This is a genomic window from Micrococcus sp. TA1 (genome assembly GCF_014199555.1).
In the GTDB taxonomy this organism is placed as follows: Bacteria; Actinomycetota; Actinomycetes; order Actinomycetales; family Micrococcaceae; genus Citricoccus.
Genome location: NZ_JACHNW010000001.1, coordinates 330,993 through 355,312 on the forward strand (window position 1 = coordinate 330,993; position 24,320 = coordinate 355,312).

21 protein-coding genes are annotated in these 24,320 nt (G+C 69.9%); 12 read left to right on the forward strand and 9 right to left on the reverse strand.

Features of this window, described 5'->3' with window-relative positions; all coding sequences use genetic code 11:
• The first annotated feature begins 663 nt into the window (after window positions 1-663).
• Window positions 664-1,107 (forward strand): hypothetical protein, encoded by a 444-nt coding sequence (locus tag GGQ69_RS01365; RefSeq protein WP_183523628.1) that lies wholly within the window; start codon window positions 664-666, stop codon window positions 1,105-1,107.
• A 358-nt stretch (window positions 1,108-1,465) separates the two neighbouring features.
• Here the strand turns inward: GGQ69_RS01365 and GGQ69_RS01370 are convergent, their stop codons facing one another.
• Together GGQ69_RS01370 and GGQ69_RS01375 are read right to left on the reverse strand one after the other, a co-directional pair.
• On the reverse strand, window positions 1,466-1,780 hold the full coding sequence (locus tag GGQ69_RS01370; RefSeq protein WP_183523630.1) for a hypothetical protein: 315 nt from the start codon (window positions 1,778-1,780) through the stop codon (window positions 1,466-1,468).
• A gap of 1,081 nt (window positions 1,781-2,861) precedes the next feature.
• Window positions 2,862-4,169 (reverse strand): heparan-alpha-glucosaminide N-acetyltransferase domain-containing protein, encoded by a 1,308-nt coding sequence (locus GGQ69_RS01375; RefSeq protein ID WP_183523632.1) that lies wholly within the window; start codon window positions 4,167-4,169, stop codon window positions 2,862-2,864.
• 533 nt (window positions 4,170-4,702) lie between these two features.
• Between GGQ69_RS01375 and GGQ69_RS01380 the strand changes: the two genes are divergently transcribed.
• Window positions 4,703-5,434, forward strand: coding sequence for a response regulator transcription factor (locus GGQ69_RS01380; protein WP_183523634.1), 732 nt, complete (start codon window positions 4,703-4,705; stop codon window positions 5,432-5,434).
• Window positions 5,431-6,558 carry a cell wall metabolism sensor histidine kinase WalK gene (locus GGQ69_RS01385; RefSeq protein ID WP_255459379.1) on the forward strand — a complete coding sequence of 376 codons (1,128 nt, stop codon included), beginning with the start codon at window positions 5,431-5,433 and terminating at the stop codon, window positions 6,556-6,558. The genes GGQ69_RS01380 and GGQ69_RS01385 overlap by 4 nt, the downstream gene beginning before the upstream one ends.
• A gap of 48 nt (window positions 6,559-6,606) precedes the next feature.
• Here GGQ69_RS01385 and GGQ69_RS01390 read toward each other — a convergent pair whose 3' ends face one another.
• Complete coding sequence (locus GGQ69_RS01390; protein WP_183523636.1) at window positions 6,607-7,014, reverse strand: metalloregulator ArsR/SmtB family transcription factor; 408 nt, start codon at window positions 7,012-7,014, stop codon at window positions 6,607-6,609.
• Window positions 7,015-7,306: 292 nt separating this feature from the next.
• Window positions 7,307-8,569 (reverse strand): MFS transporter, encoded by a 1,263-nt coding sequence (locus GGQ69_RS01395; protein ID WP_183523638.1) that lies wholly within the window; start codon window positions 8,567-8,569, stop codon window positions 7,307-7,309.
• A gap of 381 nt (window positions 8,570-8,950) precedes the next feature.
• On the opposite strand from GGQ69_RS01395, the gene GGQ69_RS01400 reads away from it, so the two are divergent.
• Together GGQ69_RS01400 and GGQ69_RS01405 are read left to right on the forward strand one after the other, a co-directional pair.
• A complete protein-coding gene (locus GGQ69_RS01400; protein ID WP_183523640.1) occupies window positions 8,951-9,394 on the forward strand; it encodes a hypothetical protein in 444 nt (147 codons plus the stop codon).
• Window positions 9,395-9,950: 556 nt separating this feature from the next.
• Window positions 9,951-10,361 carry a four-helix bundle copper-binding protein gene (locus GGQ69_RS01405; RefSeq protein WP_183523642.1) on the forward strand — a complete coding sequence of 137 codons (411 nt, stop codon included), beginning with the start codon at window positions 9,951-9,953 and terminating at the stop codon, window positions 10,359-10,361.
• A 65-nt stretch (window positions 10,362-10,426) separates the two neighbouring features.
• On the opposite strand, the gene GGQ69_RS01410 is transcribed toward GGQ69_RS01405, so the two are convergent.
• Genes GGQ69_RS01410 through GGQ69_RS01430 form a run of 5 tightly spaced genes read right to left on the reverse strand, consistent with a single transcriptional unit; the run spans window position 10,427 to window position 15,698 of the window.
• Entirely contained in the window at window positions 10,427-11,119 is a 693-nt protein-coding gene (locus GGQ69_RS01410; RefSeq protein ID WP_183523644.1) for a DUF305 domain-containing protein, read from the reverse strand.
• A 32-nt stretch (window positions 11,120-11,151) separates the two neighbouring features.
• Window positions 11,152-13,386 carry a copper-translocating P-type ATPase gene (locus tag GGQ69_RS01415; protein ID WP_183523646.1) on the reverse strand — a complete coding sequence of 745 codons (2,235 nt, stop codon included), beginning with the start codon at window positions 13,384-13,386 and terminating at the stop codon, window positions 11,152-11,154.
• A gap of 46 nt (window positions 13,387-13,432) precedes the next feature.
• The gene (locus GGQ69_RS01420) at window positions 13,433-13,777 is read right to left on the reverse strand and encodes a heavy-metal-associated domain-containing protein (protein ID WP_183523648.1); all 345 of its coding nucleotides are present in this window, start codon (window positions 13,775-13,777) and stop codon (window positions 13,433-13,435) included.
• 11 nt (window positions 13,778-13,788) lie between these two features.
• The gene (locus GGQ69_RS01425; RefSeq protein WP_183523650.1) at window positions 13,789-15,000 is read right to left on the reverse strand and encodes a HAMP domain-containing sensor histidine kinase; all 1,212 of its coding nucleotides are present in this window, start codon (window positions 14,998-15,000) and stop codon (window positions 13,789-13,791) included.
• Window positions 14,997-15,698 carry a response regulator transcription factor gene (locus tag GGQ69_RS01430; protein WP_183528154.1) on the reverse strand — a complete coding sequence of 234 codons (702 nt, stop codon included), beginning with the start codon at window positions 15,696-15,698 and terminating at the stop codon, window positions 14,997-14,999. The genes GGQ69_RS01425 and GGQ69_RS01430 overlap by 4 nt, the downstream gene beginning before the upstream one ends.
• A 156-nt stretch (window positions 15,699-15,854) precedes the next feature.
• Between GGQ69_RS01430 and GGQ69_RS01435 the strand changes: the two genes are divergently transcribed.
• The 7 genes from GGQ69_RS01435 to GGQ69_RS01465 all read left to right on the forward strand — a co-directional run bounded on the left by GGQ69_RS01435 (window position 15,855) and on the right by GGQ69_RS01465 (window position 24,180).
• Window positions 15,855-16,718: a F510_1955 family glycosylhydrolase gene (locus GGQ69_RS01435; RefSeq protein ID WP_183523652.1), complete on the forward strand. Its 864-nt coding sequence runs from the start codon at window positions 15,855-15,857 to the stop codon at window positions 16,716-16,718.
• A 214-nt stretch (window positions 16,719-16,932) separates the two neighbouring features.
• Entirely contained in the window at window positions 16,933-17,676 is a 744-nt protein-coding gene (locus GGQ69_RS01440; RefSeq protein WP_183523654.1) for a cytochrome c biogenesis CcdA family protein, read from the forward strand.
• A 152-nt stretch (window positions 17,677-17,828) separates the two neighbouring features.
• Window positions 17,829-18,482, forward strand: a complete 654-nt coding sequence (locus GGQ69_RS01445; protein WP_183523656.1) for a TlpA disulfide reductase family protein — start codon at window positions 17,829-17,831, stop codon at window positions 18,480-18,482.
• 225 nt (window positions 18,483-18,707) lie between these two features.
• Window positions 18,708-20,552: a cytochrome c biogenesis protein ResB gene (locus GGQ69_RS01450; protein WP_370577050.1), complete on the forward strand. Its 1,845-nt coding sequence runs from the start codon at window positions 18,708-18,710 to the stop codon at window positions 20,550-20,552.
• 3 nt (window positions 20,553-20,555) lie between these two features.
• On the forward strand, window positions 20,556-21,677 hold the full coding sequence (gene ccsB / locus GGQ69_RS01455) for a c-type cytochrome biogenesis protein CcsB (RefSeq protein ID WP_183523658.1): 1,122 nt from the start codon (window positions 20,556-20,558) through the stop codon (window positions 21,675-21,677).
• Between the two features lie 176 nt (window positions 21,678-21,853).
• Window positions 21,854-22,216, forward strand: a complete 363-nt coding sequence (locus GGQ69_RS01460; protein ID WP_183523660.1) for a helix-turn-helix transcriptional regulator — start codon at window positions 21,854-21,856, stop codon at window positions 22,214-22,216.
• Window positions 22,213-24,180, forward strand: coding sequence for a cation-translocating P-type ATPase (locus tag GGQ69_RS01465; protein WP_183523662.1), 1,968 nt, complete (start codon window positions 22,213-22,215; stop codon window positions 24,178-24,180). The genes GGQ69_RS01460 and GGQ69_RS01465 overlap by 4 nt, the downstream gene beginning before the upstream one ends.
• Window positions 24,181-24,320: the final 140 nt, after the last annotated feature.

The window sequence follows — 24,320 nt, forward strand, 5'->3', positions numbered from 1 at the left end:
AAGCCACTCGCGTGCCAGCGCGGGCCTGGACGGGGCCCTGACCGGTGCTCGAGACGATCACGCGGCCCCACGGCCTGCAAGGAAACTGGACTCGCCGTCGGCGGTACTATCTGGGCGTCCGTCGGTAGGCTGGTCCGAATCCCACCCCGCTCGAAAGGCCTCCGTGCCCCCTGACTCGTTGTTTACAGACCCGTTCGCCGAACCGACCCCTCTGGCCAGTCCGGCATCCCCTGAATCAACTGTCCCCGAGGCCGTGTTTGCCGCTCCTCCGATGCCGGAAGGCTTCGATGACGAGCCGTGGACGGAACCGGACATCCCGTACCGACCGACACCGTCCGGGGAGCAGCCATCCGGGCGGGGCCGCGCCGGTCAGCGCACCAATCGCCCAGGCCGCAACGGTGGACAGGGCCACGGCCGCAACCGGCGGGCTGACTAGTTCGAGGATGCTGTCCAGACGGTAGCGCCGAGATGGGGCACCCAAGCTTTGCCGTGCTGACAGCTAACTGTTGGTTGCGTGATTACGGACGGCAGAGGAGCGCCCACCACCACTGCCCGGAGCGGCACGAAGCGGTCCGGGCAGGTCGAAGGGGCGCTCAGCGCTGGGTGTCCGGCCTCGGTGGCAGGATGAGCTCCAGGAGGCAGGATGAGCCCCAGGAGGCAGTCATGGACTTTCCCGAGACCGACCCCGAGGGTGCGCCCCGGATTACCGCCGAGCAGATCATCCGCGGGGATGTTTGCCGCTACCTGGAGGTCTGCGATGACGGCACGGTGCACACCAGCAAGGACCTTACCGCGCACCGCAAGAACGCCGGTGACTGGTGGGACCGTCACCTGAACCCGATCACCGACCAGATCAGCGGCCGGGTCGCCACCTACCTGGTGCGCCCACGCCGGCAGGACCCGCCGACCGCCCGGCTGGTGTTCGCCCTGGATGTGGCCGGCAGCCGCTACACCGGGGACGGCAGGGGCTGGCTGATGGCCGAGCTCGAACCTGGACGGTACTCGGCCGTGGGCCAGCCTCCGGTCCGCGGCCGCGCCGAGTACCCGGCGACGGAAATCCTCGCCTGGGACGAGGCCGAAGCCGTCACCAAGCGCGACCAGCATTAACCCGGCCGGCACCGCACCCCGTCCACCGGCTGTCCAGCCACCTATCAGAGCTGCCCTGACGAAAGTGTCGAAGGGCCGGCGTGGGACCGACTCTGGCGGCACACTTTCGTTGCCTCTATGGGTGTAAGAGAACGCATACGCGCCCTGATGCTCCGAGGTGTGCCGTTCGCCTTTGAAGAATGGTGGTCTGTCCGTCCTGGGTGGCACTTTGGGTCGAGGGCGGGTGCCCGATATGTGCGGGCGTGAACCGCCCTGGGTTTCGTTCCGTGATGAGTCGACAAGAGCGGGGGCACTCGGTCGGGTGTATCCGGGCCGAGGGACGTTCCGGGGCAGCAAACCGGATGGCCAAGAGTGTCTGTTATTGCTCCTGACAGGTGCCGCTACCGGATTTCGAGTCCAGCACCGTTTCGCCCTGCTTCAGGGAAACGTCGTACTCCACGAGGCGGCCCTCCGCTGATGGGAGGCCATTCTTCAGCTCCTTCGGGCCGCCTGCCTGGTCTTGAGGGACGATCGTTGCGGGCGGGAACGGTAGAGACTGAGGAGTGCCGGAGTCGATGCTGACCTCTGCTACGGCCGAAATGTACTCAGCGTTGCGAGTGAGCTTGTTGGCCACGTACACGCTCATGACGCAGTGGCCCCTGTCGATGCGGCGCACGACCACGTTCGTGATCACCACGTCCCCCTGGGACACCGGCTGGGGAGACGGGGATTCAAGCGCGGTGCGGCCGGTGGGCTCGTCGCCAACCCCTGGAACGGTGGAGAGCGGGGCCGATGCCTGTGGTCCTGAAGGGCCCGTGGCATCGCCCGTGCGGGCCGGGTTGGGTGCCTGAGACGATTCAGCAGCGGTGGGCGAGTTCGTTGGACCAACCTGTCCAGGCAAGGAAACCGGACTGCACCCGACAGCACCGGAGAGCAGCAGGGGGAGGGTCAACAAACCTGCGACCGCTCGGATTGGCCGGGGACCCGTTGCGGTGTGTCTGAAGAGCATGACCTCGGTTTCCCGTCCTCTGAGGGCGCAGAGAGCAATCACGCTGTATGCGGCGCGCTCTCTCGCGCGTGCGTCCTCAGAGCTGGAACAGCAGCTGCGCGGACGATGACACAGACGATGACACAAGGGTCCGCCTGTGAGTTGTCGGGGTCAAGCAGGCCCCGCCCCCCTGTGGGGTCCGATGGTGGCCTGCGGTCTTTCGGCGCTGTCCCTCTGAGGCCGTCCATCCGGGGAATGTCATCAAGTCGTGAGCGGCCCGTCGGGGTTCCTCAACGTCGAATCCCGAGGCTGAAAGGACACCGCGGCCCCGTGCTGCACCAGGCCAGGGAGAAGCCTCATGACACCCACCATGCATCAGCACCAAGCGCTGCTCGCCGGCGGTGGGGGCACCGTCGAACGAGACACCTCAGCCCTCGTGGGCGCAGCTGACGGCACGCACCGTGCCCACGGTCGCCTCCGTGCCGTGCTGGTCGGGGCCTGCCTGGGGGTTCTCCTCACCGGGTGTTCCCTCGATGTCGGCGCGTTGCGGGAAAACATCGAAACACACTGGTCTGGGGTCGAGAAGACCTCCCCGACCCCGTCCACTGCTGTGTCTCCCACTGCGGACCCGTCCAATCCGGCCGGCGCGGGGCTTCCTCCCACCTCGGGGCCCTGCCCGCGGGGCGGCAGTGGTGTCTGCCGCCTTTAGTGCTTGCCGGGTCCGGCGTCAGTGGTGAACCGTGGGGACGGAAGTCCCCACGGCTCATGGTGCTGCGCAGCCACGTCCCTAGCGGTTGGCCGGGCCCGTCTCGGTTCGCGGTGGGGCGTCCTGGGCGCCGGTGCTGGGTGCTGCGGGGATGGGGCCCCCCGGGTAGGCCCCTGGGGCCGCGTCGCTCACCACGGCCCGGGTGGCCTTCACGGCGCGGGCCACGACGGCCTCGAGGGGACCCCTGCCCAGGTGGCGGGTCCAAAACCAGGCGAGGATGGCGGCGAGGCCCAGGTGCAGGGCGAACCACAGTTCCGGGTCGTCGTAGTGGACCTCGGGGGCCAGGGCGAGCAGGTGGGCGGTGTACAGGGTCAAGGTCATGGCGCCCATGGCCGCCAGCGGAGCCAGCCACCGCCCGGCCCGGGCCCCCAGCAGCAGGAACACTCCCAGCACCAGCAGGCCGATGCCCAGGCTGGAGGCGATGGCCAGCGGGGCATTGCTGTGCCCGGTGGCGATGGCCAGCCACCACCCGGAGGTGTCCGGCAGCTCGCCGGTGCCGAGCGTGAGGGCCTCATCGAGCGTCTCCCGAGTCATGCCCTCGGTGGCCAGCAGTGCCGGGTAACCGCCGGCCACGTTCAGCAACAGGGCCGAGAGCAGCTTGGCGCCGATGGCCAGGCTCGCACCGGTGAGGGTGATGACCGCCTGGGTGCGGGTGCGGTGCAGGTCCAGCCGGCCCAGGCCCAGCCCGGCCAGGATGTATACAAGGTACGGCAGGGCCGGGAACTCGCCGGTGAGCATCAGTTCGGCGGCGGTGCCGGCCGGTTCGGTGAACACGGTCACCAGGGTGTGGTTGTAGTCCGAGGACTCCGGCAGCACCGGTCCCAGTTTCTGCATCAGCACCGGGCCGAGGACCGCGAAGACGGCCGCGGCCCCGAACAGGGCCTTGGCGGGCAGGTGTAGGAAAGGGATGGCCAGCAGGAAGAACACCGCGTAGTAGAGCAGGATCCCGTAGACCGGGGGATCCTCGTGCGGCATGAGGGAGGCGATCACCAGGCCAATGAGCCCGATGAGCGCGGCCCGCACGGCCAGCCCGGCCCGGTCCGCCCGCAGCAGCCGGCCCCGGTGTGGAGTGGATCCGCCGGTGGACAGGGCCAGCCCGACCCCGGCCAGCAACGCGAACAGCGCCGCCGAGTTCCCGTTGACGACGGAGAACACCAGGGTCGGCGCGTGGGTCACCTCATCGGTTTCGGGCAGGACGTGGACGGCCATCAGCCCGATCAGGGCCAGGCCACGGGTGGCGTCGATGCCGACCAACCGCTTCCGGGGCCTTTTCTTCGTGGTCGCGGGGGGATCCGCGACCACTCCTCCTGAGACGTCGTGTGCACTCATCGTCGATCCTTGTCCTTGCGGCCGTGGGTGATTCTCTTGTGGCGGGTGGTACTGGGGGCTAATCCCCAGATCAGCAGCCCTTCGTTGGTCCGAGCTATGCCGCTGCTGTGAACCATCTGTGCCCCGTTGCCTCGGTTGGCACGGACCGGGTGGTCTTCAGTGCGGCGCCATCCCCCGGCCGGGCGGGGCACGCCCGTAACCCGAAGTCCTTCCAGCCTCGACGGCTGACATGGCAGGACCCCTGCGGAACTCTCACGGTTTGATGACATTCCTCCTTTCTCGAGACGGGGCGGGAAAGCGCGCGAGCGACTGCTCGGGGCATCCGCCGGTCCGCGCCGGGCCGCTCGCGCGGCCCATCCGGGCCAGGACCCAGGGCGCGGCCACCGCTCGGGCAGCCTAGGGACAGGGGTGACCGCCGGGCAGACCTCGACGCGGGTGGCGTGCTGGTCGGTCACAATGACTGCAGAGAGGCCGTGTTGACCGGGCGGGGAGTCCGTCGGGACCGCGGCGGTACCGGGCGTGAAGGAGTGCTGATGTCTGCTGGTCGAGCCGGCCGGGTCCTGGTGGTCGAGGACGAGCCCACAATCCTGCGGATGGTTCAGAAGTACCTGGACAGGGCCGGGCTGGAGGTTGAGGTGTGCCAGGACGGGGCCGCGGCGGTGCAGACGGTGCGGGACTTCGCCCCGGATGTGCTGGTACTGGATCTGGGCCTGCCCGGGGTGGACGGGTTGGAGGTATGCCGTCAGGTACGGACCTTCTCGACCTGCCACGTGCTGATGCTCACCGCCCGCGATGACGAGATGGACAAGGTCATCGGCCTGTCGGTGGGAGCCGATGACTACATGACCAAGCCGTTCAGCGCCCGGGAACTGGTCGCCCGGGTGCAGGCCCGGTTGCGCCGCCTGCACCACCTGGACCCAACCCCCGCGGTTACCGGACTCCCAGACGGCGCCGAGAACTCTGTGGTGAGCGTCGGGGCGTTGGTCGTGGACCGCCCCGGGCGCCGGGTCTGCGTGGACGGTGCACCGGTGGAGGTCACCAAGATCGAGTTCGACCTGCTGCTGGCCCTGCTGGAGCGCCCCGGGCAGGTCCTGAGCCGCCGGCAACTGGTGCAGCTGATCTGGGACACCCAGTGGATCGGGGAAGAGCACGTCGTGGACGTGCACGTGGCTCGGCTGCGCAAGAAACTCCGGGACCGGGCCACCGCGCCCCGATTCATCGAGACGGTCCGCGGAATCGGCTACCGGATGGGACAGGGCCGATGAGCATCACCCTTCCCACCGTGGCGAGGTCCTGGCAACCGTTGACGATGCGGCTGATGCTGGCCCAGACCTTAGTGCTGGTCGTGGGACTGGCGCTGGTGCTCTGGGCGGTGGTGGGCCTGGGCCCGCAGATGTTCCACGACCTGCTGGTGGCCAACCATCACGCCCACGAGGCCGCGATGGTCGGCCAGGCTCATATGCAGGAAGCCTTCCGGACGGCCGGCCTCAGCGGGCTGCTCATCGGCGGGCTGCCCGCCCTGGGCATCGCCGTGGTGCTCAGCCTCTACCTGTACCGCACGATCGGCCGGTCCCTAACCGGGTTCTCCACCGCGGCCCATCAAGTGGCCGCCGGAGATTACCAGGTGCATTTGGCCCCGCCGCGGCTGGGGCCCGAGTTCGACGCCCTGGCCTCAGCGTTCACCGACATGGCCGCCCGCCTGCAGGCCGTGGACACCACCCGGCGCCAGATGCTCGCCGACCTCGCCCACGAGATGCGCACCCCACTGGCCAGCATCAAGGTCCACCTCGAGGGCGTCGAGGACGGCGTGGTGGACTTCGACCAGGACACCACCTCCGTGCTGTACTCCCAGATCAGCCGGCTCGAGCGCCTGGCCGAGGACATCCGCCAGCTCACCCAGGCCGAGGAAGGACTGACTCGCCTGCACCTGGCAGCCCAGCACCCGGCCACGGTCATCGCCGAGGCCCTGGCCGCGATCCAACAACAAGCCACCACCCAGGAGATCACCCTGGCCGCCACCACCTCCGGGCCGGCCCCCGGACCGGTGCCCATGGACCGCGGACGGATCGGCCAGGTCCTGGCCAACCTGCTGGCCAACGCCCTGCGCCATACCCCCGCAGGGGGCACCATCACCGTCCACACCGACTACACCCCCGAGGCGGTGACGATCACCGTGACCGACACCGGGGAAGGCATCGCCGCCGAGAACCTGCCCCACGTGTTCAACCGGTTCTACCGCGCCCGCACCGGCCGGGAAGCCGGACCGGGCTCGGGACTGGGTCTGGCCATCAGCCGGGCCCTGGCCCAGGCCCACGGCGGCACCCTGCACGCCCACAGTCCCGGACCAGGGCGCGGGGCAAGCTTCGCGCTGCGCCTGCCCCGCCCCTGAGGGCAGCGGCTCCCAGGGCTCGGTCAGATCCGGCCAACCGCCCGTAACTCAGGACGCGGGCTCGGGGGAGCGGGGCTGCCCCGATACCCGGTGGTCTGCGCTCACGGCCCGATAGCTGTGCGGATCCGCCCCGGTGGCAGCGCCGGTGAGGTGTTCGGCATGAGACAGGGCCTCGGCCAGCAGCCGGTGCACGTGCGCATCGGTGGCCGAGTAATAGGCGAATGTGCCCTCCCGCCGGCTGGATACCAACCCGGCCAGGCGCAGCTTGGCCAGATGCTGACTCACCACCGTCGGGGCCGCGCCCACGAGCTCGGCCAGCACGTTCACACTGCACTCGCCCTGGAACAACGCCCACAGGATCTTCACCCGCGTCGGATCGGCCAGCATCCGGAACGTCTCGGCCGCCAGCCGGGCATGCTGATCATCCGGGGAAGCGTGAACGGGTAACTCATGCACGACCCCAGCCTACCGGCCGCATGGTTAGCTGCGCAGTTACACAGCTATGCCTTCAGGATGAGACCACCGTAGAACCACGGTCCCTCACCGCTGCCGGGTTGCGCCATTCGTGGTGCCCCGGCCCCCTGCCGCACCCCACGGTGCAGGAGGCCATTCCTCACCGCGGCTCCGATCGGATACCGGCCAGGGCTGATCCACCCACGGCGCCCCCTTTACTTCACAAGGGCGTACCGCGGCAGGTTCATCAGCTGGAGGCGGCATGCCGGGGCGGGCCCCGAGGGCTTCGCAGCGCTCAGCGGGCGAGCTGGGCGTCCGGGCCCGCAACACTCCCGATGCGGGGCCACAACAGGAACGCCCCGATTGTGGCGGCGGCCGCGATACCGGCCAGGACGGCCGCGGCGGCCGGCAACGCGGACGCGCCCAGCCAGCCGGCCAACGGGTAAGTGATCAGCCAGCAGGCATGGGAGAGGGAGAACTGGGCGGCGAAGGCCGCCGGATGATCCGGGGCGGCCACCTGGTCGCGGATGATGCCACCCACCGGGGTTTCCACCGAGGCCCACCCCCACCCGATGAGCACCCACAGGGCAGCGACCCCCACCAGTCCGCCCAGACCCGGGGACGTCAGGGCCAGGGGGATGAACGCCGTCGCAACCGTCAGGAGCACCGCACCGGCCAGCATGACCCGGCGGTGGGAGGCGCGGCGCAGGATCCAGGGAAGCAGGAAGGCCGCGGCCATGGATCCAGCACCGTTGAAGGCCAGATACAGGGCCACCATGTCATCGCCAAGCCCGAAGTTCGCTTTGACGATCACCACGGTCTGCACCAAAACGAAGGCACCGGCCGAGGCCACCACAAGGTTCAGCGCCAGAACCGGGCGCAGCGCCGGAATGCGGACGAAGAGCGTGGCCCCGCGCCGGACGCGCACCAGGAACGGAGCCTCGCCCTCGCCCGACCCGGCGGACCCGGTGGACCCGGTGGACCCGGGCAGTTTCGGCACCGCGACCGAGAGCACCAGCAGGGCCGAGCCGGCGAAGCCTACGGCGGTCCACAGGAACAGCGCGTCGTTGGGCATCACCAACAGCAGCACTCCGGCCAGGACGGGGGAGAGGACCGCCTCCAGGTCGTAGGCCAACCGGGACAGGGACAACCCGGCGGTGTAGTCATCCCGGTCCGTCAAGACCTGCGGGATCACGGACTGGAAGGTCGGAGTGAACGTCGCCGAGGCCGACTGCAACACGAACACCAGCACGTAGATCTGCCACACCTCGGTGATCAACGGCAGAGCCATCACGGCCGCAATGCGCACGACATCGGCCGTGACCATCACCACCTTGCGCGGCAGGCCCTGGGTCAGGGCCGAAGCGAAGGGCGCCACCAGGACGTACGCCACCATCTTCACGGCGAAGATCGTGCCCAAGAGCCGACCCGCACTGCCCCCGGCCAGATCATAGGCAAGCAGGCCCAGGGCAACGGTCAACAGACCGGTCCCGGCCAGGGACGCGACCTGAGCCAAGTACAGGCGCAGGTACGCGGGATGGGAGAGGGCGCGGAGCATGGCGTGGTCCCTTCAGGTCAGCGGGCGGTTCGTGTGGTCCTCGAGGCGGCCGCGGCGGTAGGCCCGATCCGCGTCGGCAAGCTTGCCGGACACCATCACGACCCCGTCGACGTCTGACGGCCCCCACTACCGACTCAAGGGCTGCGAACCTGCGTGTCTGTGAAGATACTAGAACGCGCTCCTCGCAGTACATCGAGCCAGCCCGTCACCACCGCAGCACTCTGCGGATGCAAAGCGCCCTCGGGGTGCGGCTGGCTGACGCTGCCGGACGGTGCGGAACGTCATCAAACCGTGAGACGCCCGTAGGAGTTACTCAAAGTCGGCCCCGAAGGCTGGAAGCACACCACAGCCCCATGGTGCACCGAACCCAGGAGCAACCCCATGACCCCCACCACGCACCCGCACCCCACCGGAGCCGGACCGAAGAAGGAACAGACACTGCAGCTTGACTCGATCTGTCCCCTGCAAGTCGTGGTTCGACGTTCATACGATTACCTTGGGCATCTCCGCGCAGACGTCGAATCTGTTGTCAAAGGCAGCATGCCGCTCGACGCTCTCCAGCCTCAGCCGGACGTACTGCTCCTGGGCTCCGGACCCGGCCGGTTCGGTTACGGCGCTTGGGCCGTACGGGTGTCCCTCACCGGCCACCAGACGGGCACCTCCATCACGCTCCAAGCCAGCGCCGACGACCCAGCATCCGGAACCCACCATGGACGGCGCGCCACCACTTCTCTGGCCAGCAGCGCCAAGAAGATGGAAACCCTCGCTCGACTGTTTCAGGTGATGGAAGAGGAGGCTCAGATGCAGAGGTTGGACCGTCCCTGAGGACACTTCGCGTCCTCCCGGAGGGATGAGCCCAGCGAGGACCGGTCCTCGGGCCGAGGCCCCGTGGTCAATCCTCTACTTGAGGTGCTCAGGCTTCCAGGCCCGCATGGACACTTCTCCGGGGAGAGGGATGCCGCCAGCGAGATCCGCAGGAATGCCGCCTCCGCTCTGCGCAAGCCACAGCCGGGCATTGCCCTGGGGGGAGCGTTCCAGGTCTCAGGAACTGGAGCACCGCACGACGGGCGGAAGCTGACGACAAGGATTCGAGGCAAGCGGAATCGCGGAAGGCGAGCTACTGGGGCTGTTGCCTATTTGCCATTCTGCACCAGGGGCCCCGGCGCCGACTCTGCAGGCCGGCCGCGGCCGAAGATCGCTGGCAACCGGGAACTCCCCGTTGCAACGTCCGCGGACGGATGATCGTGGCGAATCACGATCTTCACGGAATCTTCAAGATCCAGCACTTTAGCGGCGCGGACCGGTGGGTCTACGGTCGGTGGCATGGCGGGCCGGCTCCGACCGGCGCGTCGGACCGATCGGATCGACGAAGGAGCACCTCATGACCCATCACGTGAGCGCCATGCTCGACACCTACCCGGGAGAGGTCGGGAACATCGACCGGCAGAAACTGGCCGAATGCATCCAGGCCTGTTTCCAATGCGCCCAGACCTGCACGGCCTGCGCCGATGCCTGCCTGGCCGAAGACATGGTCGCCGACCTCAGGCAGTGCATCCGGCTGAACGCAGACTGCGCTGACATTTGCGCTGCCACCGGGGCCGTGCTGTCCCGGCAGACCGGCACCAACATCGAGACCACCCGGGCCCTACTGGAGGCCTGCCGGGCCGCCTGCAAGGCGTGCGGGGACGAATGCGCTTCCCACGCGGAGATGCACGAGCACTGCAAGGTCTGCGCCGAGGCCTGCCGGCGATGCGAGCAGGCCTGCACGGACCTGCTGGCTGCGCTGAGCTGACCCGCCACCACGCCGGAGGGGCTCGTCCTGATGGACGGGCCCCTCCGGCGTGGTGAGGTGGGTGGTCAGAAGTTCTGGAGCAGCTGTTCCATCTCGGTGATCTCGGCCTCCTGGGCGGTGATCACCTCTTCGGCGAGCTGCTGGGCCTGGGGGTTCTGCCCGTTGTCCAGCTCCTCCTGGGCCATGTCGACCGCCCCCTTGTGGTGTTCGATCATCCCGTCCAGGAATAGCCGGGCGGCCTCGGTGCCCTGGGCCTTCTCCAGTTGTTGCATGTCCTCCTGGCTCATCATCCCGCTCATCCCGGACCCGGAGCCGTGGTCCATGCCTCCCATGTCACCTCCCATGTCGCCCATGTCGCCCATGTCCATGGGTTCCTGACCCCAGGCGCTGAGCATGGCGTTCATCCGGTCGATCTCTGGGCCTTGGGCGGCCTTGATCTGCTCGGCCAGTTGACGGATCTGCGGGTCCTGGTCCTGCTGGGCCAGCATGATCTCACTCATCTGGATCGCCTGCTGGTGGTGGGGGATCATCATCCGGGCGAACATGATGTCCGCGTCGTTGTGTTCGGCGTCAATCGCCTCCGCGGTGCCGGTTGCCGTGCTGGTGGCGGTGTCCGTGGCGGTGGGCGCGGCCTCCGCGGTCGTGGCGGCCGGGGCCGAAGTGGTCTCGGTGCCGCCTCCGGTCTCGGTGCCGCCGCAGCCGCTCAGGGCCAGGGCGGCGGCCAGGGCCAGTCCGGTCAGGGTGGTGGTGCGTTTCATGGCTGATGCTCCTTGATGGTGGGTTTGTCGGTTCAGTGGGTGACGGCCGGGGCCTGGTGCGTGACCGGTCGCCGATCCTCGGTGGTGGTGGGCGCCAGGTGGGCGGGATCCAGATTGGTCCGACGCAGCAGTTGGGCGTTGAGGGCGACCACGATGGTGGAGGCCGACATCAGGATCGCCCCGACCGCGGGGGAGAGGACGAATCCGATCGGGGCGAGCACGCCGGCGGCCAGTGGGACGGAGATGACGTTGTAGCCGGCGGCCCAGATGAGGTTCTGGATCATCTTGCGGTAGCTGGCGTGGGAGAGTTCGATCATGGACAGCACGGCCCGGGGGTCGTTGCTGGCCAGTACGACGCCGGCCGATTCCATGGCGACGTCGGTGCCGGCACCGATGGCGATGCCGACCTCGGCGCGGGCCAGGGCGGGGGCGTCGTTGACGCCGTCCCCGACCATGGCCACGCTCAGCCCGCGGGACTGCAGCTGACTGACCTTGGTGTCCTTGTCCTGGGGCAGGACTTCGGCGAAGACCTCGTCGATGCCCAGGTCCTTGCCCACGGCCTCGGCAACCTGGCGGGCATCGCCGGTGATCAAGGCGACCTTGACCCCGCGGTCGTGCAGGGCGGCCACGGCGGCCCGGGATTCGGGCCGGACCTTGTCCTCCACGGCGACGGCGCCAATGACGGAGCCGTCACGGACCACGTGCAACACCCCGGCGCCGCGCTCGACCCAGGCCCGCGTCTTCTCGCTGATCGGTTCCGGGGTGTCCATGGCCAGTTCGCGCAGCATGTTCGGGCCACCGACCAGGACCTCGGTCCCGTCCACGGTGGCGCGCACCCCACGGCCCATGGCGGCGCTGAAGTCGGTACCGCGCTTGCGCATCGTGGCCGCCTCCGGGTGCTGCCCGGCGGCGGTGACGATGGCCCGGGCCACCGGGTGCTCGCTGTCGGCCTCGGCCGCGGCCGCATAGGCCAACAGCTCGGCCTCGGACACCTCCGGGATCGTCGCGACTGCGGTGACGGCGTGGGCGCCCTCGGTGAGGGTGCCGGTCTTGTCGAACAGGACCACGTCGATGGTGCGCATCCGCTCCAGGGCCATCCGGTCCTTGATCAGCACCCCCGAGGTCGCGGCCTTCTCGGTGGAGAGCGCGATGACCAGCGGGATGGCCAGGCCCAGGGCGTGCGGGCAGGCGATGACCAGCACGGTCACGGTGCGGGTGACCGCATCGTCCGGGCTGCCCAGCCACGTCCAGATGATCGCGGTGAGGATGCCGGCGACCAGTGCGAACCAGAACAGCAGGGCCGCGGCCCGGTCGGCCAGGGCCTGGGCCCGGGAGGAGGACTCCTGGGCGTCGGCGACCATCCGCTGGATCCCGGCCAGGGTCGTGTCGGTGCCGACGGCGGCCACGGTCACCCGCACGGTGTTGTCGGTGGCCACCGTGCCGGCCACGACGGTGTCCCCGGCCTGGCGCAGCACGGGCTGGGACTCCCCGGTGATCATCGCCTCGTCGAACTCGGCGGAGCCGTCGACGATCTGCCCGTCCGCCGGGACCCGCGCCCCGGCCCGCACCAGGACCACATCGTCCACGGCCAGCTCGGCGATCGGCACGGTGACGGTGTTCCCGTCCACGATCTTCTCGGCCTCGTCCGGCAGCAGCGCGGCCAGGGCGTCCAGGGCCGAGGAGGCGGCGCCGAGGGCGCGCATCTCCAGCCAGTGGCCCAGCAGCATGATGGTCACCAGCAGGGCCAGCTCCCACCAGAAGTCCAGGTCGAACCCGCCGATCCCTAGGGTGGTGACCCAGGAGGCGAGGAAGGCCACGGTGATGGCCAGGGCGATCAGCAGCATCATCCCGGGTTGGCGGGAGCGCACCTCGGTCAGCCCGCCCTTGAGGAAGGGGGTGCCCCCGTAGGCGAAGATCACGGTGCCCAGCACGGGGGCGATCCAGGCTGATCCGGGGAACTCGGGCAGGTGGTAGCCCAGCAGGTGGGCGACCATCGGGCTGAAGATCACCACGGGGATCGACAGGATCAGGGACCACCAGAAGCGGTGCTTGAACATCGCGGTGCTGTGCCCGGCGTGCTGGCCGTGGCTGTGGACCTGGTGCTCCTCGTCCAGCGCGGAGTGCGCGTGGCCGTGCGGCATGGCCTGGCCGTGGGTGTCGGTGTTGGCGTGGTGTTCGGCGTGCGGGGGGTGCTCTGCATGGCCGGCCGGTGGGGGATGCTCGGCGTTCTGGCCGGTGGGGTGATCGGGGTGGTGCGGGGTGCTCATGGTGTTCCTTCTCCTCGACGGCAAGTCGCCGACCTCGGGGGATGGGTCAGTTGATGAGGACGCGGTAGCCGGCCGATTCGATAGCGGCCTGCACGGCGCCCGCGGAGGCGGGCCCGGTCACGGTGACGAGGGAGGCCCCGCCGGCGACCAGTTCGACCCGGACGTCGTCTGCTCCGTCCAGGGCGCTCACCGCCTCGGCGACGGAACCCACGCAGTGTCCGCAGGTCATGCCCTCCACCTGGTAGGCCGCGGCACCGGCTGTCGTCCCGGCCGAGTCGACACTCTGGCGCCCGGTGGGGGCCGTGGCCTCGGCCGGTCCGGCGGGGGCTGGGGTGCAGCAGGAGCAGCCGGTGGTGGCCATCGGCAGCGGGGTGCGGGGGGAGTCGGTCATGACGGTCTCCTTCAGGTCTTGGGGCGGCGCCGGAGGGCACCTCCACTCCCGGTATATACCCCCGGGGGGTATCCTTCAAGGGGTGGGGGGCAGGGTTTCGCGGACGATGAACGGGCGCTGTGGTCGCTGGGCAGGTCGATGGTGAACGTTGCCCCGGTCCCCGGGCCGGTGGAGGTGGCGGTCAGCGAGCCACCGTGGGCCTGGACCAGGGCCCGGGAGATGGCCAGGCCGACCCCGGAGCCGCCGTGGTCGCGGTCGCGGGCGGTGTCCCCGCGGTAGAAGCGTTCGAAGATGTGCGGCAGGTGTTCGGGGGAGATGCCCTCGCCGGTGTCGGTGACCCTGAGCCTGACCCCGGACGGGCCCTGCCGGGCCTGGAGGCTGACCCGACCCCCGGCAGGGGTGTGGCGCAGGGCGTTGGTGAGCAGGTTGCCCAGGACCTGGCCCATGCGCTGCCGGTCCACGTCCACGGCGAGGCCCGGATCGGCGTCTAGAGCGAGGGTCACGCCCTTGGCGGTGTAGGCCTCGCGGTGGGCCTCGGCGGCGGCATGCAGCAGCCCGGCCACGGGTTCGACGGTGCGGTTCAGTTCGATCCGGCCTTCCTCGGCGCGGGAGACGTCATTGATGTCCTCCACCAGCCGGGTCAGCCGGGCCAATTGCTCACCCATCAGCTCGCCGGTGGGCTCATCCCAGTGGGAGACCCCGTCTTGCAGGGCCTCGTGGTAAACGGTCAGCACGGAGACGGGGGTGCGCAGCTCGTGGGCCAGGTCCGAAAGCATTCGCCGGCGGGTGTCCTCGATGCGCTCGAGCCGTTCGGCCATGGTGTTGAACGAGCCCGCCAGGTCCTCCACCTCGGTTCCGGCTCCCATGGCCGGGACCCGGGTGTCGTACCGCCCACCGGCCATGGCCTGGGCGGCCTGGGTCAGGGCATGGATCGGAGTCTGGATCCGGCGGGCGACATACCAGGTCAGCACCAGGCAACAGATCAGGGCCGTGGCCAGGGCCACGCCCAGCGTCCAGAAGTTGGTGGCACGGTAGGCCTGCTCCACGTGCAGCACCTGGGCTGCATCGTGCCCGGCCCCGGCCTGGGCCAGGTGCTCGTGGAACAACGGGGGACCGGCCAATGAGGCCGCCACCACCGCGGCCAACACGCTGGCCGCCACCACCAGCAACTGCGCGAGGAAGAACCGGGCCGCCAGCCCCTGGTAACGCCGCCGGCCGCTCACTGCTCCGCCATCCGGTAGCCGACCCCGCGCACGGTGTCGATATAACGCGCCGGGTCCGCATCGAGCTTGCGGCGCAGGTTTCCGATGTGTACGTCCACGAGCCGCTCATCACCCACCCAGGCCGGGTCCCAAACAATATCGATCAGTTGACGCCGGGAGAACGCCTGGTGCGGACGCCCCGACAAGGCGGCCAGCAGGTCGAACTCCGTGCGCGTCAGCGGCACCGCCTGCCCATCCACGCGGGCCTCGTGGGCGGCCAGATCGATGACCAGGTCCCCGTAGACCCGTTCGGGCTCCGGGGCGGCCACCGTCGTGCGAGGCCGACGCATGACCGCCCCCACCCGGGCGACCAGCTCCCGGACGCTGAAGGGTTTGGTGATGTAGTCATCGGCCCCCACCGCCAACCCTTCCAGCCGGTGCCGCTCATCACCGCGGGCGGTGAGCATCAGCACATAGCACTCCGAGAAGGCCCGCACCCGCCGGCACACCTCCATCCCGTCCAACCCGGGCAGACCCAGATCCAAGACCATCACGTCGGGCTCGTGGGTGCGGGCAGCCTGTACCGCATCGGGCCCGGTGTGGGTGATGGCCACCTCGTAGCCGGCCCGCTCCAGATAGGTGGCCACCATGCGCGCCAGCGGCTTCTCGTCATCGACCACCAACACCCGGCCGGCCGCCGAGCCAGTGCCAGAGTTCATGTGTTCAGTCTCGCCTTGCCCCGCGCCTCGGCGGGAGCGAACGGCCCCGCGGCGGGGAATCTTCATCAAATCTTCAACGCAAACCGCCCCGGGCCCGTGAAGCACCGGCCGACAATGGTAGGTGGCCCCGCATCCTGGCCGGGGCGGAAAGGCTCCATGACCACCCTGACCCGCAGAACCCTGATCGCCGGCGGGCTGACCCTGCTGGGCGCCGGCGCCCTGGCCGCCTGCGCCTCGCCGAACCCCGCCACGTCTACGCCGGCCGGCACCAGCTCGCAGGGCACCGGCACGGCCATCACCCACGTCCACGCCATTACCCGGGACCCCGAGTCGGGTGACGTGCTGCTGGCTACCCACCAGGGGCTGTTCCGCCTCCAGGACGGGGAACTGACCCAGGTCGGTCCGGTCGTGGACTTCATGGGCTTCTCCCTCACCCCCGAAGGCCACTACCTGGCCTCCGGTCACCCCGCGCCGGGCACCGACCTGCCCGAACCGCTGGGCCTGGCCAAGTCCACCGACCGGGGCCAGACCTGGACGGTGCTCTCCCGCGGGGGCGCATCCGACTTCCACGCCCTGGCCGCCGGCCCGAACGGGGTCCTCGGCTTCGACGGGCAACTGCGCGCCAGCACCGACGGCCTGAACTGGCAGAGTCTCACGATCCCCGCCGCCCCGGCGGCCCTGGCGATCTCCCCGACGACCGGCACCGTGCTGGCCACCACGGAAACCGGCATGCTGCGCTCGACGGACCACGGCACCACCTGGACCACCCTGGACACCCCACAGCTGATGCACCTGGTCGCCTGGGCCGACGACACCACCGCCGTCGGGGCCGGCGCCGACGGACACCTGCTGACCAGCACCGACCGCGGCGACACCTGGACCGTCAGCGACCGCCCGGTCGGCACGGCCTCCGCCCTGGGCGCCGGGATCACCGACGACGGGCAAACCGAAACACTGCTGGTCACCGGCTCGACCGTCCTGTCCACCACCGGCGGGAACACCACCGAACCACTGCTGTGACCCCTTCCCGTCTCGACCACCAGTCCTGACACGGACCACACACGGCGCGGCCGGACGGGACCGGCAGGCGCCCGTGGCCAGCCGCCAATGCCGCCGTGGTCACCGGCCGCCCGGGCCCACCCTTCCGCGTCCCTGAGCACCCTGGCACCAGCAACGGCCCACCCCAGGCGATCGTCATCGCGCATCCCCACCCACCACCACCAGGAGGAAGTCAATGGGCGAGTACTTCGCTCAGACGGTCCAGTCCGGCGCCTTGCTGATGGCGATCCCGCTGGCCGCCATCGCCGGGATCGTCTCCTTCATCTCACCCTGCATCCTGCCGCTCGTGCCCGGATACCTCGGCTACGTCTCCGGGCTGTCCGACCCCACCCGCCCGGACAACCGTCGCAGGGTGATGACCGGAGTGGGCCTGTTCATCCTCGGCTTCGCCGCCGTGTTCACCCTCTACGGGGCCGCCTTCGGTTTGATCGGCGGCTGGCTGCTGCGCTGGCAGGACCTGCTGATCCGCATCCTCGGCGTCGTCATCATCCTCATGGGACTGGCGCTGATGGGCATGCTCTCGGCTCTGCAAAGGACCAAGGCCCTCACGTTCACCCCCAAGACCGGGCTGGCCGGGGCCCCATTGCTGGGCGTGGGCTTCGGCCTCGGCTGGACCCCCTGCATGGGGCCAACCCTCAGCGCCGTGCTGGCCCTCAGCACCACCACCGGAGGGGCCTGGCGCGGGGCCCTACTCGGCTTCGTCTACTGCCTGGGGCTAGGCATACCCTTCGTGCTCGTCGCCAGAGGCCTGGGCTGGGTGAGCACCGCACTGGGCTTCGTGCGCCGCCACATGCGCGCCTTCAACATCGCCGGCGGCACCCTGCTCGTGTTGGTCGGCGTCCTGATGGCCACCGGGATCTGGACGGCCTGGATCTACCAACTGCAGAACCTCGCCGGCACCTTCACCACCCCCGTCTAAGAGACTTCCCCCGGACCGCCCAGCCCCACAACCTGCACACCGGCCGGGGCATCACCCCGACTGACCACCGCGCCAGCCCGCCCGTTGTTTCTACAGCCTGTAGAATTCGGGGGTCGTCCTACCCCCGATGACAGAAGTACCGGAGGTACGTCATGCCCACCCCTCGACCTCACCGTGAGGCCCTCCGCCGGCCCCCCGGCCTGCCGCCTCGGCCCGGACGCCGCCAGTTCCTCGCCGGCCTGGTCGGCGTGGCGTCCTTGCCACTGCTGGCGGCCTGCGGTGCGGATGATCCGCTGGCCGCCCAGGCCGGCAACGCCGATGGCAAGAACTACATCGCCGGCGACGGGTCGGTCATGGAGCTTGGACCGGCCGAGCGGGGCGAGCCGGTGCAGTTCAGCTCGGCCTTGTTCTCCGGGGAACCGATCACCGCGCAGGACCTGGCCGGCGAGCCGGCGGTCCTCAACTTTTGGTATGCCGCCTGCGCGCCGTGCCGGGTCGAGGCCCCGGACCTGCAGGCACTGCACGAGCAGTTCGAACCCGAGGGCGTCCGGTTCTTGGGCATCAATGTCCGGGACACGATCGCCACCGCGCAGGCGTTCGAGCGCAATTTCGGCATCACCTACCCCTCGGTGGAGGACCGCGGCGGCCAGGTGCTGCTGGCGATGACCGACTACGTGCCCCCGCAGGCCGTGCCCACCACGATCGTGCTGGACCGCCAGGGCCGGGTCTCGGCCCGGATCCTGGGGATCGCCGAGCCCTCCACGCTGCGCACCCTGATCACCACCGTGCTGGATGAACAGGCCTGAGCGTCCCATGACCGTCTGGCCCCGGCCTCTGACCGCCACCCGGACGGTGGCGGACGGCCCCTGCAATGGGATCGGCCCTGCCGACTGGAGGCCGCGGGCGTTTGCCCGTTGCCGGGTGGCCGCCGGGGCCTGGGACCCCCGGGCGGTGCAGCTGCCGGCTCAGTGCCCCAGTGACGAAAGGCAGCCGATGGATGAGGGGCAGTCGAGGGATGAGAGGCGGCCGAGGTGAGCCAGCAGGATAACGTGCGGGTGGCCCGGGACGAGGCGGCCCAGGCGAGTACCCCGGCCCCGACGGGGTCTCCCACCCCGGGCGGCGGCTCCGGGCGCCAGGACGTGGAGTTGCCCGCCCTGGGCCTGCTCGGCACGCTGCGGTTCGCTTGGACCCAGCTGACGTCCATGCGCACCGCGCTGATGCTGTTGCTGCTGCTGGCGGTGGCCGCGGTGCCGGGCTCGTTGTTCCCGCAGCGCCCGGCGGGGCCGGAGATCGTCAACCAGTACCTGGAGGACAACCCGGTGCTGGGGGAGTGGCTGGACCGGTTCCAGCTGTTCGACGTGTATTCCTCGGTGTGGTTCTCGGCGATCTACCTGCTGCTGTTCGTCTCGCTCATCGGTTGCGTGGCCCCGCGCGCCGTCAAGCACGCCAAGGTGCTCCGCGCGGCCCCGCCGCGCACCCCGCGCCGGCTCTCCCGGTTGCCGGAGTACGGCCGGGTCGTGCTCGAGCCCACCGGTCCCGCGCCGGGCGAGGCGGTGGAGCAGGCCGCGCAGGTGCTGCGCAAGCGCGGCTACCGGATCGAGGTCCGTCAGGAGCCCGAGGGCGGCGCCTCCGTGGGCGCCGAGCGCGGCTATGTCCGGGAGGTCGGCAACATCGCCTTCCACCTGTCCCTGATCGGGGTGCTGGCCTTCATGGCCGTGGGCGGCTTGTTGAGCTACTCCGGGCAGAAAATCCTCGTGGAGGGGGAAGAGGGGTTCGCCAACACCCTCGTCTCCTACGATGCCTTCACTCCCGGCGGTGCCTTCTCCGAGGACAGCCTGGTGCCGTTCTCGATGTCCCTGAAGAGCTTCGAGAAGGTCTTCGACCGGGAGTCGGAGACGCACTACGGCCAGCCGTTGGACTTCACCGCGGTCATGGAGGTCCAGGACGGCACCACCGGCGAGCCGGAGGAGCGGATCCTGAAGGTCAACCACCCGCTGGCGTTCGGCGACACCCGGGTCTACCTGGTTGGCAACGGCTACGCCCCGGAGGTCACCGTGCGGGACGGCAACGGGGACATCGCCTTCCAGGGCCCGGTGGTCGGCCAGGTCCAGGACGAGGTGTACACCTCGCTGCTGACCATCAAGGTCCCCGATGCCCGACCCGATCAGCTCGGATTCGTCGGGTTCTTCCTGCCCACCGCCTACACCGGTGAGGACGGGGTGGCCGTCTCGATCGACCCCGAACTGTTCAATCCGGAGCTGAACCTGAACGCCTACTACGGCGACCTCGGCCTGGACGAGGGGAAGCCGCAGAACGTCTACGTGCTGGACACCGAGAACCTCACCGAGCTGAACTCCCGCGACCTCGAGGCCGGGGGCATCACCTTGTCGGTGGGGGAGTCCTATGAGTTGCCCCAGGGCAAGGGCTCCATCAGCTTCGACGGGGTCAAGCCCTACGTCGGCCTGGACATCCTCTACGACCCGGGCAAGTGGGGCGTGGGTGTGTTTGCCGTGCTGGCCCTGATAGCCCTGGTGGTGAGCCTGTTCGTGCGCCGCCGCCGGGTCTGGGTCCGGGGCACCGCCGGGCCCGACGGGTCCACCATGGTGGAGTACGGGCTGCTGGCCCGCGGCGAGGATTTCGGGTTGCGCCAGGAGAACCTCGCCCTGCGCCGCAAGTTCGAACAGCTCTGGCCGGTCACCGCGCCGCAGGAGCCCGGGCTGTCCTCGTCCTCCACCACCTCTTCGCCCACGACCTCCAGCACGACCTCCGGCACGACCTCCGGCACGTCGTCCGGCACGTCGCCCACCACTGCCTCAGCAGCCGCCGGGAGTCCCGGCACCACCCCGGACCGCCCCGTCCAGAACCGACCGGAGTAACCCATGCCGTCCATCAACCTGCAGTTGGCCAGCTACAGCGACCTGTTCATGCTGATCGCCGCGCTGATCTACGCCGTCGCCTTCATCCTGTTCGCCCTGGATCTGGCCACCTCCTCCAAGACCGTCCGCGCCCTAGAGGCCGAACTGGCCCGAGAACAGGACACCGCCGGCACCACCGACACCACCGAATCTCCGGCGCGGCGGGAGCACCTGGTCGGCGCCGGCGTCGGGGGCCCGGCCCGGGGGGCCGGGACGGGCACGCGGACGGTCCCCGGCGCCCACACGAACGGCACCGACACCGGCACCGGTGCGGGTGGGAACGAGCTGGTGGACGAGGACATGGACTACCTGGGCACCACCCGGCGCCCGGTGGCCAACGTCGCGGTGGCCCTGATGGTCATCGCGACCCTGCTGCACGCGTTCGCCGTGATCGCCCGGGGGATGGCCGCCTCCCGGGTGCCGTGGGGCAACATGTACGAGTTCTGCACCACCGGCGCGCTGCTGGTGTCCGTGGTCTACCTGCTGTTCCTGATCCGCAAGGACCTTCGCTTCCTGGGGACCTTCGTCGCGGGGCTCGTGGTGATCATGATGTGCGCCGCGACGATCGGCTTCCCCACGCCGCTGGCGCACCTGCAGCCGGCGCTGCAGTCCCCGTGGATCGTCATCCACGTCTCTATCGCCGTGCTGGCCTCGGCGCTGTTCACCCTGACCTTCGCGATGAGCGTGCTGCAGTTGATCCAGCACCGCCGCGAAGCCAAGACCCGCGCCGGCGCCACCCCGGGACTGGCCTTCATGGGCCTGGTGCCCTCGGCGCTGAGCCTGGAGAACTGGTCCTACCGGATCAACGCCGTGGGCTTCGTGATGTGGACCTTCACCCTGATCGCCGGCGCCATCTGGGCCGAGGCCTCCTGGGGCCGGTACTGGGGCTGGGACACCAAGGAGGTCTGGACCTTCGTCATCTGGGTGATCTACGCCGGGTACCTGCACGCCCGCGCCACCCGCGGCTGGACCGGAGAGCGCGCCGCCTGGCTCTCGATCATCGGCTACGCCGCCCTGGTGTTCAACTTCACCATCGTCAACACCTACTTCCCCGGACTGCACTCCTACGCCGGCCTTCCCTCGTAGAAGACCAAAGGGGGACCGGTACCACCGGATCGGCCCGGGCCACCAGCCTCAGGTCGTCCCGAGAGTTCTCGCGAGTTCTCGAGGGCTCGCGGAGGCGGTCGACCCCTTCGCGCCCGGGGTGTGAGCCTCACCGCCGGCCACGACGGCCAGGTCATCGCCTGCTGTATAGTCATCGCATGCTGACTATTGCTTCACGCGTCGACGTGATGAACCGGTTGGGTCGGGCAATGGCCGATCCCACCCGGTCGCGCATCCTGCTGTCCCTGTTGGACAAGCCCGGGTATCCGGCCCAACTCGCCCGCGACCTGGGCTTGACGCGCACGAATGTGTCGAACCACCTGGCCTGTCTGCGCGGGTGCGGGATGGTCGCGGCGGAGCCGGAGGGCCGGCAGACCCGGTATGAGATCGTCGATCCGCACCTGGCTGCGGCACTGACCGTGTTGGTAGAGGTGACCCTCGCGGTCGATGAGACCGTGCCGTGCCTGGACCCGGCCTGCGCCGTTCCCGGGTGCTGCTCCGGGCAGGGGGGCGCGTTGTGAGTTCGGCGTGTGGCTGCGACGAGCCCTCCACGAAGCCGGCAGCTAGCAACGAGGCGGAGGAGGCGGAGACCCCGTGGTGGCGTGACCGGAGCATCCTGATCCCGGTGTTCTCCGGTGTCGCGTTCCTGACCGGCCTGGTGCTGGAGTGGTCCGCCGCCCCGACGGCCGCGCTGGTCGTGTTCTGGATCGGGTTGGTGCTGGGCGCGTCCACGTTCGTGCCCGGGGCGGTGCGCGGGCTGGTCACGAAGGGCAAGCTCGGCATCGGACTGCTGATGACGATTAGTGCGGTCGGGGCAGTGATCCTGGGCTATGTCGAGGAGGCCGCGGCGCTGGCGTTTTTGTACTCGATCGCCGAGGCCCTGGAGGACAAGGCGATGGACCGGGCCCGCGGCGGGCTGCGCGCCCTGCTGAAGCTGGTACCGGAGACCGCGACGGTGCTGCGCGATGGTGCGCCGGTGCAGATCCCGGCCAGAGAACTCACGGTCGGTCAGGTGCTGCTGGTGCGGCCCGGGGAACGGGTCGCCACGGATGGCCTGGTGCGGAGCGGGCACAGCAGCCTGGACACCTCGGCGATCACCGGGGAGTCGATCCCGGTGGAAGTCGAACCGGGGGATGCGGTGTCGGCCGGGGCGATCAACACCGCCGGGGCCCTGCAGATCCAGACCACCGCGGGCGGGACGGACAACTCGTTGACCACGATCGTGGAGCTGGTCGAACAGGCCCAGGCGCAGAAGGGGGACCGGGCCCGGCTGGCGGACCGGATCGCCCGGCCGCTGGTGCCCGGGGTGATGATCCTGGCGGTGCTGGTCGGGGTGATCGGCTCGCTGGTCGGAGACCCGGAGCTGTGGATCACCCGGGCGCTGGTGGTGCTGGTGGCCGCCTCGCCGTGCGCGCTGGCCATCGCGGTGCCGGTGACCGTGGTCTCCGCGATCGGCGCGGGGAGCAAGTTCGGGGTGATCATCAAGTCCGGTGCCGCCTTCGAACGTCTCGGCGGCATCCGGCACCTGGCGGTGGACAAGACCGGGACCCTGACCCGCAACGAGCCGACCGTGACCGCCGTCATCACCGCCCCCGGCATCGCCGAGGACCAGGTCCTGGCCTGGGGGGCGGCGCTCGAGCAGCACAGCACCCACCCCCTGGCGGCAGCCATCACCGCCGCGGCCCCCACCGCGACTGCGGCCCAGGCTGTGTCCGAACAGGCCGGTCACGGCCTCACCGGAACGGTCGCCGGGCATGCGATCACGGTCGGCAGCCCCCGGTGGATCGCCCCCGGGGCGCTCGGACCCCGAGTGGAATCTCTGGAAGCGGACGGACAGACCTGCGTGCTGGTGACCCGCGACGGCACGGTCGTGGGCGCGATCGGGGTCCGCGACGAGCTGCGCCCCGAGGTCCCCGAGGTTATCCGTACCCTGGACCGGCACGGGGTGCACATCACCATGCTCACCGGGGACAACGCCCGGACCGCGCACTCCCTCGGGCGCCTTGCCGGCATCGAGGATGTGCGCGCCGAGCTCCGGCCCGAGGACAAGGCCCGCATCGTGGCCGAGCTGGCCCGCACCCGGCCCACGGCCATGATCGGTGACGGCATCAACGACGCCCCGGCCCTGGCCGGGGCGAGCGTGGGGATCGCGATGGGCGCCACCGGCTCCGATGCCGCGATCGAGTCCGCGGACGTCGCCTTCACCGGCCACGACCTGCGGCTGATCCCGCAGGCCCTGGCCCATGCCCGCCGCGGCCGGGCGATCATCAACCAGAACATCGTCTTGTCGCTGCTGATCATCATCACCCTGCTGCCGCTGGCCATCACCGGGGTGCTGGGCCTGGCGGCCGTCGTGCTGGTCCACGAGGTGGCCGAAGTGATCGTGATCGCCAACGGCCTGCGCGCGGCCCGGACCCCGCGTCTGCCCTCCGCACGGCCGGCCCACAGCGCCGCCACGCTCACCGAACGGGTGCCGGCGACGTAGCCAGGGCAGCCCCCCCTCAGGGCGGGCCTGCCGGTCGCCCCCGACCGCCAGCGGACAGCTGACCGGGGCAACCGGCAGCGCCCGCCCCGCCCGTCGTCGCCCGGTGGACCACCGTCAGGCCAGTCGTTCACCGCCCCACT